Genomic DNA, 16,755 nt, shown 5'->3' on the forward strand with positions numbered 1-16,755 from the left:
GCACCCGCACCCGCACCCGCACCCGCACCCGCACCCGCACCCGCACCCGCACCCGCACCCGCACCCGCTCGGGCGGGCGGACACCCGGCTGTCGTTTAAGTTTGCGTTAATGCAGCGCGCTTACGATGGCCGTGCCGGTGAACGGGTCGGAGCCCCCGATGCGTGGCCGGCAGTGCGCGCGAAGGCGCCGGCGGCTGCCGCCGAGCCTTCGCGCATCGACCTCCACTCGGCATCGGCGGGGAACCATGATCAAACACTTCGACTACACGCTCGACAACGAGACGATTTCGCTCTGCGCGAGTTTCGGCGCGGGGCCGGCGTTGCGCCGGGTGCTCGTCAGCCGGTCGGATTCGATGGAAACGCTGGTGGTGCTCGACGTGCGGGGTCTGTCCGGCATGCTCAAGGTCGTGACCGAGGCGCCGGAAGGGATGCTCGACGATGCGATCCGCAAGGTCGAGAGCGAACAGCTCGTCGAGCGGGCCATTCGCGGCCGGGCGATCGTGGAAGCCGCCCTTTAGCGGCCAATCCGGCGTGCGTCGCCGCGTGCGCCGGCTCATATCATTAGGAGAACGATGAAGATGATCGGAAAACTGCTCGTGGTGGGTGCGGCGCTCGTGGGCGTCGCGACGGCCAATGTCGCATTCGCGCAGTCGACGGCGAAGACGATCGCGCCCGCGAAGATGACGTGCGCGGATTTCGTGACGCTCGAGGACGCGTATAAGCCCGCGGTCGTCTACTGGGCGACGGGCGTGGACAAGCTGGGCGTGCGCGAAACCGATCAGATCACGATCGACACCGCGCATCCGGTCGCCGAGGAGGTCACGCAGGCGTGCCGGGCGACGCCGAAGGTCAGGATCGCCGACAAGATCCGGGACCTGGCGCACACGGGCAAACTCAGCATCTACAACGCGCACTGATGCGCACGGCCGGCCGCCACGGCGCGGACCCGCATCGACGGCCCGCGCAACGGAATCGCGGCGCGGCGCGCCACCCGCGCCGCCGGTTGCGTCCGCCGGTACCGCGCGCCGGATGTCGCGCGTTGCCCCGGCGCCCCGCCGTCAGATAGCGACGGCGCGCGATGAACGGGCGGCCCGGTCACGACGGCCGCGCCGTTGCCGTCACGCTGTCGCGCGCCGGCGGGCGAGGCGCCCCGTCAGGTCGAAGGCGACCAGATTGCCCGCAACGACAAGCGCGAGCCCGAGCACCGCGAGCGGCGACCATCGGTAACCCTCGAACAGCGTCGATACGCTCAGCGCGACGATCGGGAACAGCACCGTGCAATAGGCGGCGCGCTCCGGTCCGATCCGGCCGACCAGCGTCAGGTAGGCCGTGAAGCCGATCACCGACCCCGGCACGGCCAGATACACGAGCGCGCCGAGGTAGCGCGGGTCCGGATCGAGCGTGAACGGCAGCCCCGCGAGCGCGCTGCCGGCGGTCAGCACGGCGGCGCCGATCAGCATCGCCCAGCCGTTGGTCGCGAGCGGGTGGAGCCCCATCGACTGCATCCGGCTCGATAGCAGGTTGCCCGCGGAGAAGCACATCGTGCCGGCGAGCGCGATCGCCAGACCTTGCCAGATCGCGTGCTCGCCGAGGTGGCTCGCCATCTGCTGGAAGAACAGGCAGCCGATGCCGACGAGCCCGAGCAGCGCGCCGAGGAGCGCCGACGGCTGCAGCGGACGGCCGAGGAACAGGCGGCCGTTGATCGCGTTGAGCAGCGGCGCGAGCGAGAACACGACCGCGACGAGCCCGCTCGGCACGGTCTGCTCCGCGTAGTAGAAGCACAGGAAATTGATGCAGAACAGCGTGATGCCCTGTGCGACGAGATAGCGCCAGGCTTCGCGCGGCGGGCGGATGGGGCGGCGCAGCACGCGCAGCAGCGCGAACAGCACGGCGGCGGCCAGCCAGAAGCGCCAGGCGATCGAGACGGGCGGCGGGACCGAGCCGAGCTGCCATTTGATCGCGATCCAGGTGGTGCCCCAGATCAGCACGGTGACGGCGTAGAGAAACAGATTCATGACGGTTCACGGATGGGAAAGCGGGACCGGATGGTCCGCGAATGCGACTGTGCCCGGGTTTGCCGCCGCGCGATTGTCCAGGATTGCGGTCTTTCGAGGCGCGGCCGGCACGCTCGCCCGCGTCCGCTTATACTCGGCGCATCATGCCTCTGCCTATCTCCGACTCCTCCGGCACCCGATTCTTCGCGCCGCCGGCCGACGCGCTCGCGCCGGGCGACATGCCGTTCGGCCTGCAATCGGTATGCCGCACCCTCAGCAACGCGAATGCGACGCTCGAGCGCTTCGCGTGGCTCGGCGACCATCTCGCGATCGCCGAGTGGACGCGCGTGACCGACGAAGCCGAGACGATCTACGAGCAGCCGGGCCATCACACGCTGTCCTGCTATCTCGACGGCGGCTACCGGACCGAACGCCAGAAAGTGCCGGGATACGGCGGACCGAGCCGGCTGTGCGCACTGCCGGGCGACCACGAATCGCGCTGGTGGGTGCGTGGAGAGATGCATTTCATGCACCTCTATTTCCTGCCCGAGCACTTCACGCAGCGCGCGGTGCGCGAGCTGGACCGCGAGCCGCGCGAGCTGACGCTCGCCGATCGCACGTACTTCGAGGATCCGCGCATCGCGGCGCTGTGCCGGCTGCTGATACGCGAACGGTGGGACGACGTCGACGGCCGGCTGCGTACGAACGAGGCCGCGCACGAATTGCTGAGCCAGCTGCTGCGCGAGCAGAGCGTCACGCGCGCCGGTGTCGCGCTGAAGGGCGGTCTTGCGCCGGCCGTGCGGCGCCGATTGCGCGATTACATCGACACCTACCTGATGCGGCCGATGACGATCGGAGAACTGGCGGGCGTCGCCGCGCTGTCCGAATTCCACTTCACGCGCATGTTTCGCGTGTCGTTCGGCCGCCCGCCGCATGCGTGGATCGCCGAGCAGCGGCTCGCGCGCGCCCGCATGCTGCTGCGCACGACGACGCTGCCGCTCGCGCAGATCGCCGCAGCGTGCGGCTATGCCGACGCCGCTCACCTCAGCCATCGTTTCCGCGACCTGTTCGACGCGGCACCGAACGCCTATCGCCGGGCGTTGCAGGCGGCTTGAGCCGTCACGGAGGCCCGGCCGCCGCCCATCCTCCGGCGCGGCGATCGTCGCGCGTTTGAGGGGGTGAGCGACCCCCCCTGCTTGCGCCGCCCCGCGTTTCCGCGCGTTCTCCGAAAGCCGTTCAGGCCCGGGCGCGCATTCCCCTCGCATCTCGCGCAAGCGGCGCCTGCCGCGCCGCGCTCCCCGACGACGAAGCGCCCCCAACGATTCGTCTGAAGAGACAAAACCACACAAAATTCCGCAGACGTCGACGTTGCCGGCAGTAATGGATATGTAATATGCGTGGGCGTTCGTATCGCCGCCGCAGGCTGCGTGCGAGACGCGACGGCGGGTCGGGGATGCCTTCATGCATCCGGGTGGTCGTCGGAGCGAAATCGAGTGAATCCATTAATAAGGCTTCCTGACGAAATGCAATGGCAGGGGATTTGAGCGCTTCATCATCATGAATATTCTCTACACGAACTTTCACGGCGAGTTCGGCGGCGGACACGATACCTACATCCACGATCTGGCCGCCGAGATGGGCCGGCAGCATCAGGTGACGGTCGCGTCGCCGGAAGGCAGCCGCCTGTCGCGCCTGCTGAGGCAGAGCTTCGGGGTTTCGATCGTCGGCATGGAGTTCAAGCCGCGCTGGAATCACTTCTTTCAGGAGCTGTACCGTCTGAGACGGCTGATCGACGCCGCCCGCTTCGACGTCATCCATGTGAACGGGGCGGCGGATCACCGGCAGGTCATGTTCGCGCTGCTCGGCTGCCGGACCCGGCCCGCGATTGTCTTCACGAAGCACAACACCTACCGCGCCGATAGTTTCGGCAACCGCTTCCGCGCGCGTTTCGCGACGACGCACACCATCGCGGTGAGCGACTACGTCCGGCACATGCTGGAGCAGGCGTCGCCGTACGAGCGCGTCACCGTGGTCAAGCATGGCGTGCGGGCATCGACGTCGGATCCGCTGTGCCGCGACGAGATTCGCCGCCGCAAGATCGCGCGTTTCGGTCCGGCCGGCGCGGACGCGATCGTGCTCGGCAGCACCGCCGGCACGGCCCTCGAGAAAGGCTGGCTGGATCTGATCGCCGCGCTGGGCCGGTTGCCCGACGCGCAGCGCGAGCGGTTCCGCGTGCTGATGGCCGGCGAAGTGCCGTCGGACGACGTGCGCGCGCTCGTGGCGCGGCACGGCATGGCGTCGCGAACCGTGTTCACGGGCCGGGTCGACTGCACGCGGGATCTGTTCTCGATCACCGACGTGTCGTTCGTGCTGTCCTACCGGGAAAGTCTGTCTTACGCGTGCCGCGAAGCGATGTCGATGGGATGTCCGGCCATCGTGTCGCGCGTGGGCGGCCTGCCGGAGAACATCGCGCACGGCGTCGACGGATGGATCGTCCCGGCGCGCGCGCCGGAGGCGATCGAACCGATCCTGTGCGCGATCGCGCGCGAACCCGGACTCATCGAATCGATGGGGCGCAACGCGCGGCTGAAGGGCAGCCGGGAATTCTCCTTTGAACAGTTCGTCGACGCGACGATGGCTGTGTACGAAAGTTCGGTCCGGAGGGGCGCAAGCCGCCGGACATCATCGATAAGGTCAGTGCAATGGTAATGAACATCTGGAAGAAGTACTGGGATCTTCGCGTCGACGATTGCCCGTGCGACGTTCATTTCGTCGAATGGCTCGAGGCTTGCGGCCTCAAGGAGGTGCGCATCTATCACTTCGGCACGGGCGGGCATCACTATGTCGGACAGCAGTGCGCGCGGCCCCACCTGAGCAACACGGTGTTCGGGATCACCGCCTCGCCGAAGGAGTACAAGTCGTACGTCGACCTCGTGACGATGCAGCCGGAGATCAGCAAGCACTATCTGGCGTACTTCGGCGACATCTACACGAGCAACCAGGACCTGCTTCCCCGCTTCGAAGTCGTCACGCTCTTCCATCTTTGCGAGTTCCGCAACGAGGCGAACAGCCGCTACGGCGCGAAGACCGACGAGGAGGTGCTCGACCTGTTCGCGTGCCATACCGTGCCGAACGGCCATCTGCTGTTCTACACCGGCTCGTCGGCTTACCGGCAGGCCGAACCGATCATCGCGAAATGGGCGGAGCGCGCCGATTTCACGGAAGTCGGCGGCTTCAAGACCTTGCGGATCTTCCGCAAGGCGGAATGACGCCGCTGTCGAACGAATCCTTCATGCAGGCGCCGTCCGAGATGTCCTATCCGATTCTGATGTACCACCAGATCCGCGCGCTGCCGCCGCGCAGCGACCCGTTGCGCGGGCTGAGCGTCGAACCCGCGGCGTTCCGCAGCCAGATGAAGCTGTTCAGGCTTCTGGGCTATCGCGGCCTGAGCGTGGCCGAGTTGCAGCCGTACCTGCGCGGCGAGCGGCGCGGCAAGGTGTTCGGCATCTCGTTCGACGACGGTTTTCTCAACGTGCTGACGGACGCGATGCCGGTGCTGGACGAATTGGGATTTACCGCGACGTGCTATTTCGTTGCCGACCGCTTCGGCGGCACGAACGACTGGGACGCGGACGGCGGTTCGGCCGGCTCTCCGTTGATGTCGAGCGGGGACATGATCGAATGGCGCGATCATGGGCACGAGATCGGATCGCACACGCTCGACCACGTCGCGCTGTCGCGGGTCCCGGAGCGGATGGCCCGCCTGCAGGTACGGGAATCGAAACGCCGGCTCGAGGCGCTGAGCGAACGGCGCGTCGAATCCTTCTGCTATCCGTACGGCGACCTGAACGAGCGGGTGCGCGATCAGGTCGAGGCAGCCGGATACCGCACTGCGACCACGACGCGGCGCGGACTCGCCGGCGCGCGCGACGACCCGTTCGCGTTGCCGCGGATTCCGGTGGCGGGGGGCATCGGCGCGGCTCGCCTGCTGTTCAAGTGCTCGCGATGGCGTGCTCGGCGTCGCGGCTAACCGGGAGACGTCGACGAGCGGTGTCGCGCAACGGGGATGAACGGATGGGGAGCGGGAAACGGGGGCAGGGCGGGAGGAAGGGCGCGACCGGTTGCCCGAGGGTCAAACCGGCAAGGGATCGATCCGAGCACGGAACGCCGAACGTGTGACGCGTGTCGCATCGGGCTGGCCCGGCGGTGCGGCTCGACAAGCCCCGACACCGGCGGCTTGCCGTCCATCGACTCGCGTTCGAGCGCCACGCGCCGCCGCCCGCCCCGGCGGTTCAGCGCGTCAGCGCGCTGAAGCCGTCCAGCAGCCGGTCGACATCCGCGGGCTCGATCGCGCCCATCGTCGAAATCCGGAACAGCGCCTTCGAGAGGCCGCCCTGGCCCGCGTAGATCACGAAGCCGCGCGCCTTCAGGCCGTCGTGCAGCTGCTCGTAGCTGACGCCGGCCGGCAGCCGGTACGCGCGCAGCACGACCGACGACTCGTCGTCCGGCAGCACGCTGGCCATCCCGCGCGCGGCGAGCCCCGCGCGGGCCTGTTCGGCGAGCGCGGCGTAGCGCGCGTGGCGGGCTTTCCAGCCGCCCGCCTCGTCGAATTCGCGCAGCGCTTCGACGAGCGCGTAATACGCGTGCACCGACGGCGTGAACGGCGTGTTGCGCTGCGCCTGCAGCTTCGCGAGCCGGCCGAGATCGAGGTAGTAGGTACGGCTGGCCGCCTGCGTCAGTGCACGCTTGCGGACGATCACGAACGCCGCGCCGGGCACGCCGTGCAGGCACTTGTTCGCGGTGGCGGCCACCGCGTCGATCTCGTCGCCGGCGAAGCCGATCGCCTCCGCGCCGAAGCTGCTGACGCCGTCGACCAGCATCCGCACGCCGCGCGCGCGGCACGCGGCGGCCAGCGCGTCGAGGTCGTTCAGGCGGCCGGTGGTGGTTTCGTGATGAATCACCGCGACATGCGTGAACGCGCGGTCGGCATCGAGCCGCGCGGCGACCCGATCGAGATCGGGCGCCTGCATCCAGTCGTGCTTCAGCACCTCGTGCGCGATCCGGTACTGGGCGGCGATCTGCGTGATGCGCTCGCCGTACACGCCGTTTTCGATCACGAGCAGCTTGCCGTGCTCCGGCACGAGCGCCGCGATCATGCTTTCGACGGCGGCGGTGCCCGAGCCCGTCATCAGCACGGCGGCCCATTCGGCCGGGTCGAGCGCGTACGCCGCGACGAGCCGATCGCGCGCTTCGTCCTGAAGATCGAAGAACTCGCCTTCACGGTGGCACAGGTCGGGCTGCAGCAGGCTCTTGCGCACGCGTTCCGTCAGCGTGACGGGGCCGGGGTTGAGCAACAGCATCTTCACACTCCTTCAGTCTTGCGTCGCGCCGATATGGCGCATCAGGCGCGTCTTGACTTCGACGGGCGTCACGGTCGGGCGGGGCAGGCCGTCGGGCACGCCGGTCCGGATCGACAGGCGCGCGAAACGGGCGCCGTCGGCCGGCGCCGCGTCGAGCGCCGCGTCGAGCGCCGCGTCGATCACGCCGAGATCGTCGCCTTCGCTCGCGGCCGCGTAGCCGCACGCCGCCGCCACGCCGGCGAACGACACCTGCCGAGAGACGGTGGCCTGGCCGCCCGTCGATTCGTGCGCGCCGTTGTCGAGCAGCACGTGGGTCAGGTTGGCGGGGCCATAGGCGCCGAGCGTCGCGAAGGCGCCCATGCGCATCAGCGCCGCGCCGTCGCCGTCGATCGCGACGACCTTCAGGTCGGGGCGGGCGAGGGCGAGGCCGAGCGCGAACGGCGTCACGCAGCCCATCGAGCCGACCATGTAGAGCTGGTTCGGACGATCGTCGAGCGCGTAAAGCTCGCGGCCGCAGAACCCGGTCGACGCGAGCACGACGGTCGATTCCACCGGGGTGCGGGCGATCACGCGCCGCAGCGCATCCTGGCGGGTCGGCCAGGCGGCGGGCGACGCCGCCCGCTGCGTCGCTTGCGGCGCCACGGGCGCGCGCTGCGCCGGCGCGTCGGCCGCCTTCAGTTCATACGGGGCAACGCTGCCCTTCTGCATCACGAGCGCGTACGGGCGGCCCGTCGCATCCATGTGCGCGATCGCGCGATCGAGCGCGGGGCCGATCGCGGCGGGATCGGTCGGGAAGGTCTCCCAGGGGATTTCCATCGTGTCGAGCAGGGCGGGCGTGATCGGGCCCATCAGCGCGTGCTGCGGTTCGTCGGGCACGCCGGGCTGGCCGCGCCACGTGACGATCAGCAACTGCGGCAGCCGGAACGTCCAGGTGAGCGACGTGAGCGGGCTCACCGCATTGCCGAGCCCCGAGTTCTGCATCATCGCGACGCCGCGCTTGCCGCCGAGCGTCGCGCCCGCGACGAGCGCGACCGCGTCGCCCTCGTTCGCCGCCGACACGTAGTGCAGTGCCGGATCCTGCAGCACGTAGTTGATGAACGGCGTCAGATACGAGCAGGGCACGCCCGCGTACCAGTCGAAGCCGCGCTCGCGCGCCGCTTCGACGAACTGTGCCGCTTCGATCATTGCGCCGCCCCGTGGTCCGTGCGCTGTTCGGCGAACGGCGTCTGGCCGTGCGCGAAATCGCCCGCGCGACGGAAATCCTCCAGGTCGTTCACGCCGCGCCAGTGGCCGTGCACGTACTGCACCTCGATCTTCTCGCCGGCATCGATCAGCGCGTTCAGCAGCGCGGGGATGTCGAGCGTGTCGAAATCCGGGCGCGCCTTCAGCGTGTCGATCATCGTCTTCAGGCGGGTCACGCCCGCGCCGCGCACGTTCAGCAGGCCGATCCAGCGGCCGTGGGGCTCGCCGTGCCGCGCATCGCTCGACACGCGCTGCAGATGAGCCTTCTGGCCGAACAGGCCGCGGTCGTCGGCGGCGGAGCAGAACGCGAAGTCGCGCACGCTCTGGTTCGACGGCTGGGTTTGCGACGAATCGACGACGACGCTGAACTCCGCGTCGCTTTCCGCCAGATCGCGCAGGATGTAGCTGCGGAACAGCAGGTCGCCGTAGGAGATCACGGTGTCGCCCGTCAGGCGATCGGCCGCGCACGCGAGCGACGCGAGTTCGCCGGTTTCCGCATGGCGTTCGTTGACGACGAGCTTCACGCCCGAGGTATCGATCGCGTCGGCGCGATAGCCGCCGACTACGGTGATGTCGTTGACGCCCTGTTTCTTGAAGCCGTCGACGAGCCAGCGCAGCAGCGGCTTGCCGGCGATCGGCAGCATGACCTTCGGCTTGTCCTCGGTGACCGCCTCGAGCCCGGCGCCGCGGCTCGCGGCCAGCACCAGCGCGGCGTTCGACGCGCGCGCCGACGACGACAGGTAGAGGCGTTCGGCCGCCGAATACTCGTCGGCGTCCTGCAGACGGAAGATTTCGTTGACGGTCGCGACGCGATCCTCGACGTTGACGAGCGTTTCGCTGTCGTGGATTTCGCGGGCGACGGCCTGCATCGACGACGCGGCCGCGCGGATCAGGTGGTTCGCCCAGATCACGGTGCTGATGCCGGCCTGGCGGAACGCGTCGGTCGGCGTGCTGTAGTACTTGGTCGGGACGATCACGAGCGGCGCCGCGCCGCTCCATTCGCGTGCGAACTGGAGGATCTCGTCCGGGCGCGACAGCTTGCTGTGGATCAGGATCGCGTCGGCGCCGGCTTCCGCGTAGGCATTCGCGCGGCGCAGCGCCTCGTCCATGCCCCAGCCGGCGATCAGCGCCTCGACACGCGCGACGATCGAGAAATCCGGATCGCTCTGCGAATCCTTGCCGGCCTTGATCTTGCCGCAGAATTCCTCGATCTCGGCGAGCGGCTGGCGCTCGCCGTCGATGAAGCTGTTGGTTTTCGGGAACTGCTTGTCCTCGATGCACACGCCGGCGATGCCGCGCTGCTCGAGCTTCCGCACCAGCCGGCGCACGTTGTTGAAGTTGCCGTAGCCGGTGTCGCCGTCGAGCAGGATCGGCAGGTCGCTCGCGTCCGCCATGAATTCGAGCGTGTCGACCACCTGGGTCCAGCTCGCTTCGTTGTTGTCGCGCACGCCGTATTGCGCGGAGATCGCGAGGCCCGACGCCCAGATGCCCTTGAAGCCGGCTTCGCGCACGATCCGCGCGGACAGGCCGTTGTGCGCTTCCATCAGGAATTCGAGTTCCTTGCTCGCCAGCATCCGGCGCAGGCGCGCGCTGCGCGATTCGGTGAAATTGGGTTCACGTGCGTTCATCGTGCCACTCCTACGGTGCGTTGAATCTGCGGCAGCACTTCCTGGCTCGCGCGCGAGACGTCATTGGGAAAATCGATTTCGATCCACGGGGCGCCCGTGACATCGGCGATGTCGAAGCTGCGGCCGCCTTCGAGCAGCAGGTCGCGCACGGCTTCCTCGTGGGGCAGGTTGGCGCGGCCGCTGTCGACGTAGCCGGCGACGATCTCGGTCAGCCGGCGCGCGGTGTCCTCGCGGAAGCGGAAGAAGCCGACGGATTCGCCGATCGTGTCGTAGTCGAGATCGACGGCGAGCTGCTTGCGCAGCTCGACCGGCACGCCGTTCTTCACGCACAGCTTGACGGGCTCGTCGCCCGCCTCGAAGTCGCGATCGATCAGCAGGCGGTCGATCTCGCGCTGCGGATCGGCGACCAGTGCGTGCAGGATGCTGTCGTCGTACAGCACGTCGGCGTCCATCAGCAGGACGTCGCCGCCGCGCGTCATGGCCTGCGCGGCGGTGTGCACCGTCAGCACGCTGCCGAGGTCGTAGCGCGGGTTCAGCACGACGTCGGCGCGGCGGCCGAGCCGCTTCAGTTCGGCTTCGACCTTCTCCGACTGGAAGCCGAGCGCCAGCACGACCTCGTCGACGCCGACCGCGTCGAGCAGGCGGAAGTGCCGCTCGAGGAGCGACACGTCGTCGAAGCGCAGCAGGCACTTCGGGAATTGCGCTTCGGGGGGCTGCTGCAGGCGCAAACCGAGGCCCGCGGCAAGAATGATGGCTCGCATGAATTCTCCACGCTATTAAGGCCGACCGTCCGGATCCGGATCAGTCGGCAATGGGCTGCGGCGCGCGGCGCCGCTGCCAGTTTCGTTCACGGAAATGCAGGTACAGAAGGCCGGGCAGGCCGAACGCGAGTTCCCGCGCGCGCTTCGCGAGCGACAGCGCGAGCGCCGCTTCGGGCGGCAGCCCGACGAGCGGAGCAAGCAGCAGGTAGCCGCCTTCCTGCGCGCCGAGCGAACCCGGAATCGCGAAAGCGGCGCCCCGGATCGCCTGGCCGACGCTTTCCAGCAGCAGCGCGTCGAGCCAGCTGACCGGATGGCCGAGGAAATGCAGCGCGAGCCACACTTCGCCCGTGCCGACCACCCAGCCGACGAAGCTCAGCCAGAAGGTGGACGCGACCCGGTCGCGGCGGCGGTACAACTCGCCGACGGCCGTGTCGATCGCGTCGGCGCGGGTCGCGAGCGACGACCAGTCGCGCGGGCCGAGCACCTTCGAGACGAGCCGCAGCCCGCGTCCGAACAGGCCGCGCCGCTGCGCGACGTAGAACGCGAGCGCGAACACGGCGAGCAGCGCGGTGGCGACGAGCGCGGGCGTGCGCAGATGCGAGACCGAGCTGTGCGTCGCATACAGGCTGAACGCGGCGATGCCGACCAGCGCGAACAGCAACTGCGCGAGCGCCTGCATCGTCGTGCTGACGGTGATCGCGGCGGCGGCATCCTGCATCCGCACGCCTTGCTGCGCGAGGTAGCGGACCATCAGCACCGGGCCGCCGATCTGCCCGGCGGGCAGCAGGCTGTTGACCGATTCGCCGACCCAGCGCGCGTACAGCGCCTCGCGCATCGACGCGCCGGGCGTGCCGCGCGGGAACATCGCGGCGATCGCGCGCGCGTCGATCACGAGCGGCAGCAGGTGGAACGCCGCGACGAGCGCGAGGCCCCAGCCGGCGGCGAGCAGCGTCGACGCGACCGCGCCGAAGCCTTGCCACGCGAGCAGTGCAACGAACAGGGCTGTCCCGATCGACAGCAGGATCATGCCGGCCCGCGTCATGATCCCGACGTGCGGCGCGGCACCAGCTGCTTGAACACCTGGCGGAAGCCGAAGTATGCGATCGCGTCCTTCATGTTCGAGATGAAGCGCTTCCACGGCCGCATGCCCGGATCGGTCACGTATTCGAACGTCAGCGACACGCGCATCTCGTTCTCGCCGAGCGGCGTGATCCGGTGGCGCAGCTTGTCGCCGTCGAAGAACACGATGCCGCCGTGCGCGATCTGCACCGAGCCCGGTTCGTCGGCGACGTCCGGATTGCGGGTGTGCAGCTCGTAGTCGAGGCGGCACGACGAATCGTCGATCACGCCGAACAGCAGCGTGTAGCGGCGGCCGTCGTAGTACGACGTGTCGTAGTGCCAGCCGATGTGGTCGCCGGGGCGCGTGTAGTAATAGAGCGCGTAAGCGTGCGGATCGTCGTCGGGCGACGGCTGCAGCGTGTCGCCCGTCAGTTTTTCCAGGAAACCGATCAGCGCTTTCGAGCGGTACAACTCGGCGATATACGGCGCCTTCTTGTCGATCGTATGGCGGCTCACGCTGCCGCCCTGCTTGTGGCCGGGCAGGTAATTGCGGTTCAGGTCGCCCTGCAGCGCGCGCGCCGCGTCGGCGAGACGCGCGGCGGCTTCCTTCGGCAGGAAATCCTCGAGGTACAGGAACGCGCCCTGGCGCGTGAAGTCCTGTTGGAGACGGGGAGTGTCGAGCTGGCCGACGCGGGACGCGACGGCGCGGTCGGGGGAGAGCCCCGTGCCCGCTGCCGCGGAGGGCGGCGCGTCCAGCACGGAGTCGGCTCCGGTACGCGTAGTCATTTGGTAGCTTGGATTTCGGTGGAGTGAGGGGCCGCATGGCCGCGCCGCACGATGCGCCAGTAGTCGATCACGACCCAGGCGGCGAACAGCGGGGCGCCGATCGCCGCGGCCAGCAGGAACGGCGCGACGCCGTTGAACAGCGTGACGAGCGGCAGCAGGTACAGCACGTCCTCGGTTTCGAAGCCGCCGACGAACGCCTGCTTCGTGCCGGCCTTGCCGGCGAACGACTCGATCCGCATCCGCAGGAAGAAGATCAGCGCGACGGCCGCGCCGGCGAGCGCGCCGAGCAGCACCGGGTGGGCGATCATCTGGCCGCCCCGCGCGACGATGCCGGCGCCCATGCTGACGAACAGCGCGACCGTGATCAGCGCATCGCTCGCCAGGTCGTAGAAATGGCCGATCTTGCTGGATTTGCCGCTGATTCGAGCGAGTTCGCCGTCGGTATGGTCGACGAAGTTCGACAGCACGATCAGGAACGCGCCCGCGTTGATCCAGCCGAAGCCGCCTTGCGCCAGGCAATATGCGCCCGCGAGGCCGATCAGCAGGCGCAGCGTGGTGAGGTGGTTCGGCGTGACCGGCGTATCGATCAGGGGCGTGACGAGCCAGCGGGCCAGCCGGGCGTCCCAGGTGCGCGGCGGCGGGCTTTCCACGGCGATTTTGTTGGTGGTTCTTTGGTCCATCGACGGAATATATACGGATTTACAATTTGTTGCTTTTTGATGACCAAAAACTTTGATTTTACCGGTTCAGAGGGCGGATTGGACCAGGTTTTTCGGAAAATGGGCAGCGAACGCTGAGACAATCGGGGCGGGATCGGATCGCGCGCCGCGCACCGGATACCCGGCAAATCCAACAAGGCAGTTTTGCAGCGCGCGCGTCCTATGGCCGGCCGGGCCTCTGCGATACTCCGGCCGTACCTCGTCGCCGGGCCTGCCGGGCCGGCCGCCGGGGTGGCGCGCCGCTCCCGAGACAAGCTGCCGCGGCGCCCGCGTCGTGATTGATACCAAGACAACCGTTCGACAATTCGCCATGCCCACCTCTCGTATTCTCGCCCCCCGCCTGCGTTCCCTGATCCGCACCGCCGACGAGGCGGCCGCCCTGATCGATCCGGATATGACCGTCGCGATGAGCGGCTTCACCGGCTCCGGTTACCCGAAGGCGGTGCCGGCCGCGCTCGCGACGCGGATCGCCGCCGCGCATGCGCGCGGCGAGGATTTCCGGATCAACGTGCTCACGGGCGCGTCGACCGCGCCGGAACTCGATGGCGCGCTGGCGCGCGCCGACGGCATCTCGATGCGGCTGCCGTATCAGTCCGATCCGACCCTTCGCGACAAGATCAACGCGGGCGAGCTCGATTACCAGGACATCCACTTGAGCCACGTCGCGCAATATGCGTGGTTCGGCCTGTTCGGCGAACTGGACGTCGCGGTGGTGGAGGTGGCCGGGATCCGCGAGGACGGGCTGCTGATCCCGTCGGCGTCGGTCGGCAACAACAAGACCTGGCTCGACCGGGCGAAGCGGGTCATCCTCGAAGTGAACGCGCGCCAGCCGATCGGGCTCGACGGAATGCACGACATCTACTACGGCACCGCGCTGCCGCCGCACCGCGTGCCGATCCCGCTGGCGGCGAGCGGCGACCGGATCGGCGAGCCGTATCTGCGCTGCGCGCCGGAGAAGATCATCGCGATCGTGGAGACCGATGCGCCCGATCGCAGCAATGCGTTTTCGGCACCCGACGCGACGTCCAGGCAGATCGCCGCCCATCTGATCGACTTCCTGCGCCACGAGATCGCGCGCGGCCGGCTGCCGGCGAATCTGCTGCCGCTGCAGTCGGGCGTCGGCAACATCACGAACGCGGTGCTGGCCGAGCTGGGCTCGGGCGGATTCTCGGGGCTGACGGCGTTCACGGAGGTGATCCAGGACGGCATGCTCGATCTGCTCGAGAGCGGCACGCTGAGCTTCGCGTCCGCCACGGCGCTGTCGCTGAGCCCCGATGCGGTGAAACGCTTCGCCGATGAGATCGACCGGTTCCGCGACAAGATCGTGCTGCGCCCGCAGGAAATCAGCAACCATCCGGAACTGGTACGCCGTCTCGGCTGTATCGCGATGAACGGGATGATCGAGGCCGACATCTACGGCAACGTGAATTCGACGCACGTGATGGGCACGAAGATCCAGAACGGTATCGGCGGCTCGGGCGACTTCGCGCGCAACAGCTACTTGTCGTGCTTCATGTCGGCGAGCACCGCGAAGGGCGGGACGATCTCGCGGATCGTGCCGATGGCGAGCCACGTCGACCACACCGAGCACGACGTGGCGGTGGTGGTGACCGAGCAGGGGCTGGCGGATCTGCGCGGCCTGTCGCCGAAGCAGCGGGCGCGCAAGATCATCGCGAACTGCGCGCATCCGGATTTTCGGCCGATGCTCGACGATTACTTCGCGCGGGCGAGCCGCGAGAGCTTCGGCAAGCAGACGCCTCACCTGCTCGGCGAAGCGCTGTCGTGGCACGAACGCTACGTCAGGACGGGGTCGATGAAGCCCTGAGCCCGGGATGCCCGCGGCGGGGGGCGCGCCCGCGTTCGCCCGCGCGCGGCCGGCGGCTCTTCTATTGCGCCTTGCGCGAGGCGAACAGTTCGACGTCGTTGCGGACCCCGAGTTTGCGGTACGCGGACTGCTTCTGCGCGCTGATCGTCTTGCGGCTGCGCGAGAACTTCACCGCGATCTCCGACACCGTCATGCCGTTCAGGCAGCAGCGCAATACCTCGTGCTCGCGCGGGCTGAGCGGCGTCTCGGCCAGTTGCTCCGGCGAGGGCTGCGTGACGTCGCGGTCCGCCGGCGCCCCGGCCGTGCGGCCCGGACGGCTCCGCCCGGCGGCCGGTACCACGCTCGCCAGCTCCACGCTCAAGTAGGTCCGGCCGGCCGCGACGACGTGGATCGCGTGCGCAAGTTCGCGCAGGTCCTGGCTCTTGCCGACGAAGCCCCGCGCGCCGGCCCGCAACATCAGGTTGACCGTTGCGGGCACCTCGATGCTCGACGTCATCAGAATCCGGCAGCGGGCGAACCGTGCGCGGATCAGCCGGATCAGGTTGAGGCCGTCGATCTGGTCGGGGCCTAGCACGTAGTCGAGCAGCACGACGTCGACCTCGTGGGTCTGGAGCCAGCTCAGCAGATCGCGCGAGCGCGAGAAATTCGCGCTGACCCGGATCTCGGTCAATTCGTCCAGATAATGCTCGATCCCATACTGGCACGCTGCGTGATCGTCCAGGATTGCGATCTTGATCGACTTGCGTTGCGGAATCATTGGCGGCCTCTTTCTACGAACGGTGGGCGGCGGGCGCGACGCCGGCTCCATCCGGACCGGACGCGCGGATCGGAGGGATGACGGGCTGAGCGGGTTTCGATGTGTCGCGCACGGTTATTGGTATGGCGTCGCGGATCGACTGTTCCGGATCGAAAGATTCGTCGATGGCGCAAGATTTTATAATTCGAAAACGGGTTTGTCTGCTGTTTGCGCGGTGAATGTATTTCATCGAATGAATATGGGTTTTGGGATGCCTTTATTCGTACAAGTAAATCCTCAACGATTCGGGTTTCGATATACGGAAAATCGGAGGGGTCGGGTTATCCGGATGCGCGTCCGCTCCGGATGGGACATGGAGCCTGCGGCATACGCAAGCAATCGTCGCGGACGGTGTCGATGAGTGATGTCAGCCGGATTGGCCGAACGGAGAGGCGTCATGCCGGAATCATGCATCTTGAAATGCGTTCGCACCCGTTCCCGGATAGGCGAACGATGAAAGGGTGACGGGATCGAGTGGTTCGGCCGCATGGCAGCGGTTATATTGTCGGCGAGATAGCGACGTCGCCGCATCGCGGTCGACAGGCCGTCGGCCGGCGGACATCGAGCGGGTTGGCGTCGCATCGC

The 16,755-nt window shown here is 68.1% G+C and carries 16 protein-coding genes; 7 read left to right on the forward strand and 9 right to left on the reverse strand.

Features of this window, described 5'->3' with window-relative positions:
* The first annotated feature begins 245 nt into the window (after nucleotides 1-245).
* Together RZR99_RS01150 and RZR99_RS01155 are read left to right on the forward strand one after the other, a co-directional pair.
* On the forward strand, nucleotides 246-518 hold the full coding sequence (locus RZR99_RS01150; protein ID WP_323117877.1) for a hypothetical protein: 273 nt from the start codon (nucleotides 246-248) through the stop codon (nucleotides 516-518).
* Nucleotides 519-572: 54 nt separating this feature from the next.
* Nucleotides 573-917 carry an HdeA/HdeB family chaperone gene (locus tag RZR99_RS01155; RefSeq protein WP_323117878.1) on the forward strand — a complete coding sequence of 115 codons (345 nt, stop codon included), beginning with the start codon at nucleotides 573-575 and terminating at the stop codon, nucleotides 915-917.
* A 201-nt stretch (nucleotides 918-1,118) separates the two neighbouring features.
* Here the strand turns inward: RZR99_RS01155 and RZR99_RS01160 are convergent, their stop codons facing one another.
* Complete coding sequence (locus RZR99_RS01160; RefSeq protein WP_323117879.1) at nucleotides 1,119-2,015, reverse strand: DMT family transporter; 897 nt, start codon at nucleotides 2,013-2,015, stop codon at nucleotides 1,119-1,121.
* Nucleotides 2,016-2,158: 143 nt separating this feature from the next.
* Between RZR99_RS01160 and RZR99_RS01165 the strand changes: the two genes are divergently transcribed.
* From RZR99_RS01165 to RZR99_RS01180, 4 genes are all read left to right on the forward strand, one after another.
* Nucleotides 2,159-3,109 carry an AraC family transcriptional regulator gene (locus RZR99_RS01165; protein WP_323117880.1) on the forward strand — a complete coding sequence of 317 codons (951 nt, stop codon included), beginning with the start codon at nucleotides 2,159-2,161 and terminating at the stop codon, nucleotides 3,107-3,109.
* 442 nt (nucleotides 3,110-3,551) lie between these two features.
* Nucleotides 3,552-4,703 carry a glycosyltransferase gene (locus tag RZR99_RS01170; protein ID WP_323117881.1) on the forward strand — a complete coding sequence of 384 codons (1,152 nt, stop codon included), beginning with the start codon at nucleotides 3,552-3,554 and terminating at the stop codon, nucleotides 4,701-4,703.
* On the forward strand, nucleotides 4,703-5,263 hold the full coding sequence (locus RZR99_RS01175) for a hypothetical protein (RefSeq protein ID WP_323117882.1): 561 nt from the start codon (nucleotides 4,703-4,705) through the stop codon (nucleotides 5,261-5,263). The genes RZR99_RS01170 and RZR99_RS01175 overlap by 1 nt, the downstream gene beginning before the upstream one ends.
* Complete coding sequence (locus RZR99_RS01180) at nucleotides 5,260-6,024, forward strand: polysaccharide deacetylase family protein (protein WP_323117883.1); 765 nt, start codon at nucleotides 5,260-5,262, stop codon at nucleotides 6,022-6,024. The genes RZR99_RS01175 and RZR99_RS01180 overlap by 4 nt, the downstream gene beginning before the upstream one ends.
* A 262-nt stretch (nucleotides 6,025-6,286) precedes the next feature.
* Here RZR99_RS01180 and RZR99_RS01185 read toward each other — a convergent pair whose 3' ends face one another.
* Genes RZR99_RS01185 through RZR99_RS01215 form a run of 7 tightly spaced genes read right to left on the reverse strand, consistent with a single transcriptional unit; the run spans nucleotide 6,287 to nucleotide 13,510 of the window.
* On the reverse strand, nucleotides 6,287-7,354 hold the full coding sequence (locus tag RZR99_RS01185) for a 2-aminoethylphosphonate aminotransferase (RefSeq protein ID WP_323117884.1): 1,068 nt from the start codon (nucleotides 7,352-7,354) through the stop codon (nucleotides 6,287-6,289).
* 12 nt (nucleotides 7,355-7,366) lie between these two features.
* Nucleotides 7,367-8,539, reverse strand: a complete 1,173-nt coding sequence (gene aepY / locus RZR99_RS01190; protein WP_323117885.1) for a phosphonopyruvate decarboxylase — start codon at nucleotides 8,537-8,539, stop codon at nucleotides 7,367-7,369.
* Nucleotides 8,536-10,224 carry a phosphoenolpyruvate mutase gene (gene aepX / locus RZR99_RS01195; protein WP_323117886.1) on the reverse strand — a complete coding sequence of 563 codons (1,689 nt, stop codon included), beginning with the start codon at nucleotides 10,222-10,224 and terminating at the stop codon, nucleotides 8,536-8,538. The genes aepY and aepX overlap by 4 nt, the downstream gene beginning before the upstream one ends.
* Nucleotides 10,221-10,985 carry a phosphocholine cytidylyltransferase family protein gene (locus tag RZR99_RS01200; protein WP_323117887.1) on the reverse strand — a complete coding sequence of 255 codons (765 nt, stop codon included), beginning with the start codon at nucleotides 10,983-10,985 and terminating at the stop codon, nucleotides 10,221-10,223. Before RZR99_RS01200 ends, aepX begins: the two co-directional genes overlap by 4 nt.
* 40 nt (nucleotides 10,986-11,025) lie before the next feature.
* A complete protein-coding gene (locus tag RZR99_RS01205) occupies nucleotides 11,026-12,027 on the reverse strand; it encodes an HpnL family protein (RefSeq protein ID WP_323117888.1) in 1,002 nt (333 codons plus the stop codon).
* Nucleotides 12,024-12,830, reverse strand: a complete 807-nt coding sequence (locus RZR99_RS01210) for a HalD/BesD family halogenase (protein WP_323117889.1) — start codon at nucleotides 12,828-12,830, stop codon at nucleotides 12,024-12,026. The genes RZR99_RS01205 and RZR99_RS01210 overlap by 4 nt, the downstream gene beginning before the upstream one ends.
* Complete coding sequence (locus tag RZR99_RS01215; RefSeq protein WP_323117890.1) at nucleotides 12,827-13,510, reverse strand: CDP-alcohol phosphatidyltransferase family protein; 684 nt, start codon at nucleotides 13,508-13,510, stop codon at nucleotides 12,827-12,829. The genes RZR99_RS01210 and RZR99_RS01215 overlap by 4 nt, the downstream gene beginning before the upstream one ends.
* A 349-nt stretch (nucleotides 13,511-13,859) precedes the next feature.
* Between RZR99_RS01215 and RZR99_RS01220 the strand changes: the two genes are divergently transcribed.
* Nucleotides 13,860-15,374 carry an acetyl-CoA hydrolase/transferase family protein gene (locus tag RZR99_RS01220; protein ID WP_323117891.1) on the forward strand — a complete coding sequence of 505 codons (1,515 nt, stop codon included), beginning with the start codon at nucleotides 13,860-13,862 and terminating at the stop codon, nucleotides 15,372-15,374.
* Between the two features lie 61 nt (nucleotides 15,375-15,435).
* Here RZR99_RS01220 and RZR99_RS01225 read toward each other — a convergent pair whose 3' ends face one another.
* Nucleotides 15,436-16,131: a response regulator transcription factor gene (locus RZR99_RS01225; RefSeq protein ID WP_323117892.1), complete on the reverse strand. Its 696-nt coding sequence runs from the start codon at nucleotides 16,129-16,131 to the stop codon at nucleotides 15,436-15,438.
* Nucleotides 16,132-16,755 lie beyond the last annotated feature (624 nt).

It is taken from the genome of Burkholderia alba, assembly GCF_034721475.1.
In the GTDB taxonomy this organism is placed as follows: Bacteria; Pseudomonadota; Gammaproteobacteria; order Burkholderiales; family Burkholderiaceae; genus Burkholderia; species Burkholderia alba.

Excerpts from the sequence above, each read along its gene's own strand:
- RZR99_RS01170 (WP_323117881.1), top strand. The coding sequence starts at position 3,552 with ATGAATATTCTCTACACGAACTTTCACGGCGAGTTCGGCGGCGGACAC.
- RZR99_RS01165 (WP_323117880.1), top strand. The coding sequence starts at position 2,159 with ATGCCTCTGCCTATCTCCGACTCCTCCGGCACCCGATTCTTCGCGCCG.
- RZR99_RS01160 (WP_323117879.1), bottom strand. The coding sequence starts at position 2,015 with ATGAATCTGTTTCTCTACGCCGTCACCGTGCTGATCTGGGGCACCACC.
- RZR99_RS01185 (WP_323117884.1), bottom strand. The coding sequence starts at position 7,354 with ATGCTGTTGCTCAACCCCGGCCCCGTCACGCTGACGGAACGCGTGCGC.
- RZR99_RS01200 (WP_323117887.1), bottom strand. The coding sequence starts at position 10,985 with ATGCGAGCCATCATTCTTGCCGCGGGCCTCGGTTTGCGCCTGCAGCAG.
- RZR99_RS01180 (WP_323117883.1), top strand. The coding sequence starts at position 5,260 with ATGACGCCGCTGTCGAACGAATCCTTCATGCAGGCGCCGTCCGAGATG.
- RZR99_RS01155 (WP_323117878.1), top strand. The coding sequence starts at position 573 with ATGAAGATGATCGGAAAACTGCTCGTGGTGGGTGCGGCGCTCGTGGGC.
- RZR99_RS01150 (WP_323117877.1), top strand. The coding sequence starts at position 246 with ATGATCAAACACTTCGACTACACGCTCGACAACGAGACGATTTCGCTC.
- RZR99_RS01175 (WP_323117882.1), top strand. The coding sequence starts at position 4,703 with ATGAACATCTGGAAGAAGTACTGGGATCTTCGCGTCGACGATTGCCCG.
- aepY (WP_323117885.1), bottom strand. The coding sequence starts at position 8,539 with ATGATCGAAGCGGCACAGTTCGTCGAAGCGGCGCGCGAGCGCGGCTTC.
- RZR99_RS01220 (WP_323117891.1), top strand. The coding sequence starts at position 13,860 with ATGCCCACCTCTCGTATTCTCGCCCCCCGCCTGCGTTCCCTGATCCGC.
- aepX (WP_323117886.1), bottom strand. The coding sequence starts at position 10,224 with ATGAACGCACGTGAACCCAATTTCACCGAATCGCGCAGCGCGCGCCTG.
- RZR99_RS01210 (WP_323117889.1), bottom strand. The coding sequence starts at position 12,830 with ATGACTACGCGTACCGGAGCCGACTCCGTGCTGGACGCGCCGCCCTCC.
- RZR99_RS01205 (WP_323117888.1), bottom strand. The coding sequence starts at position 12,027 with ATGACGCGGGCCGGCATGATCCTGCTGTCGATCGGGACAGCCCTGTTC.
- RZR99_RS01215 (WP_323117890.1), bottom strand. The coding sequence starts at position 13,510 with ATGGACCAAAGAACCACCAACAAAATCGCCGTGGAAAGCCCGCCGCCG.
- RZR99_RS01225 (WP_323117892.1), bottom strand. The coding sequence starts at position 16,131 with ATGATTCCGCAACGCAAGTCGATCAAGATCGCAATCCTGGACGATCAC.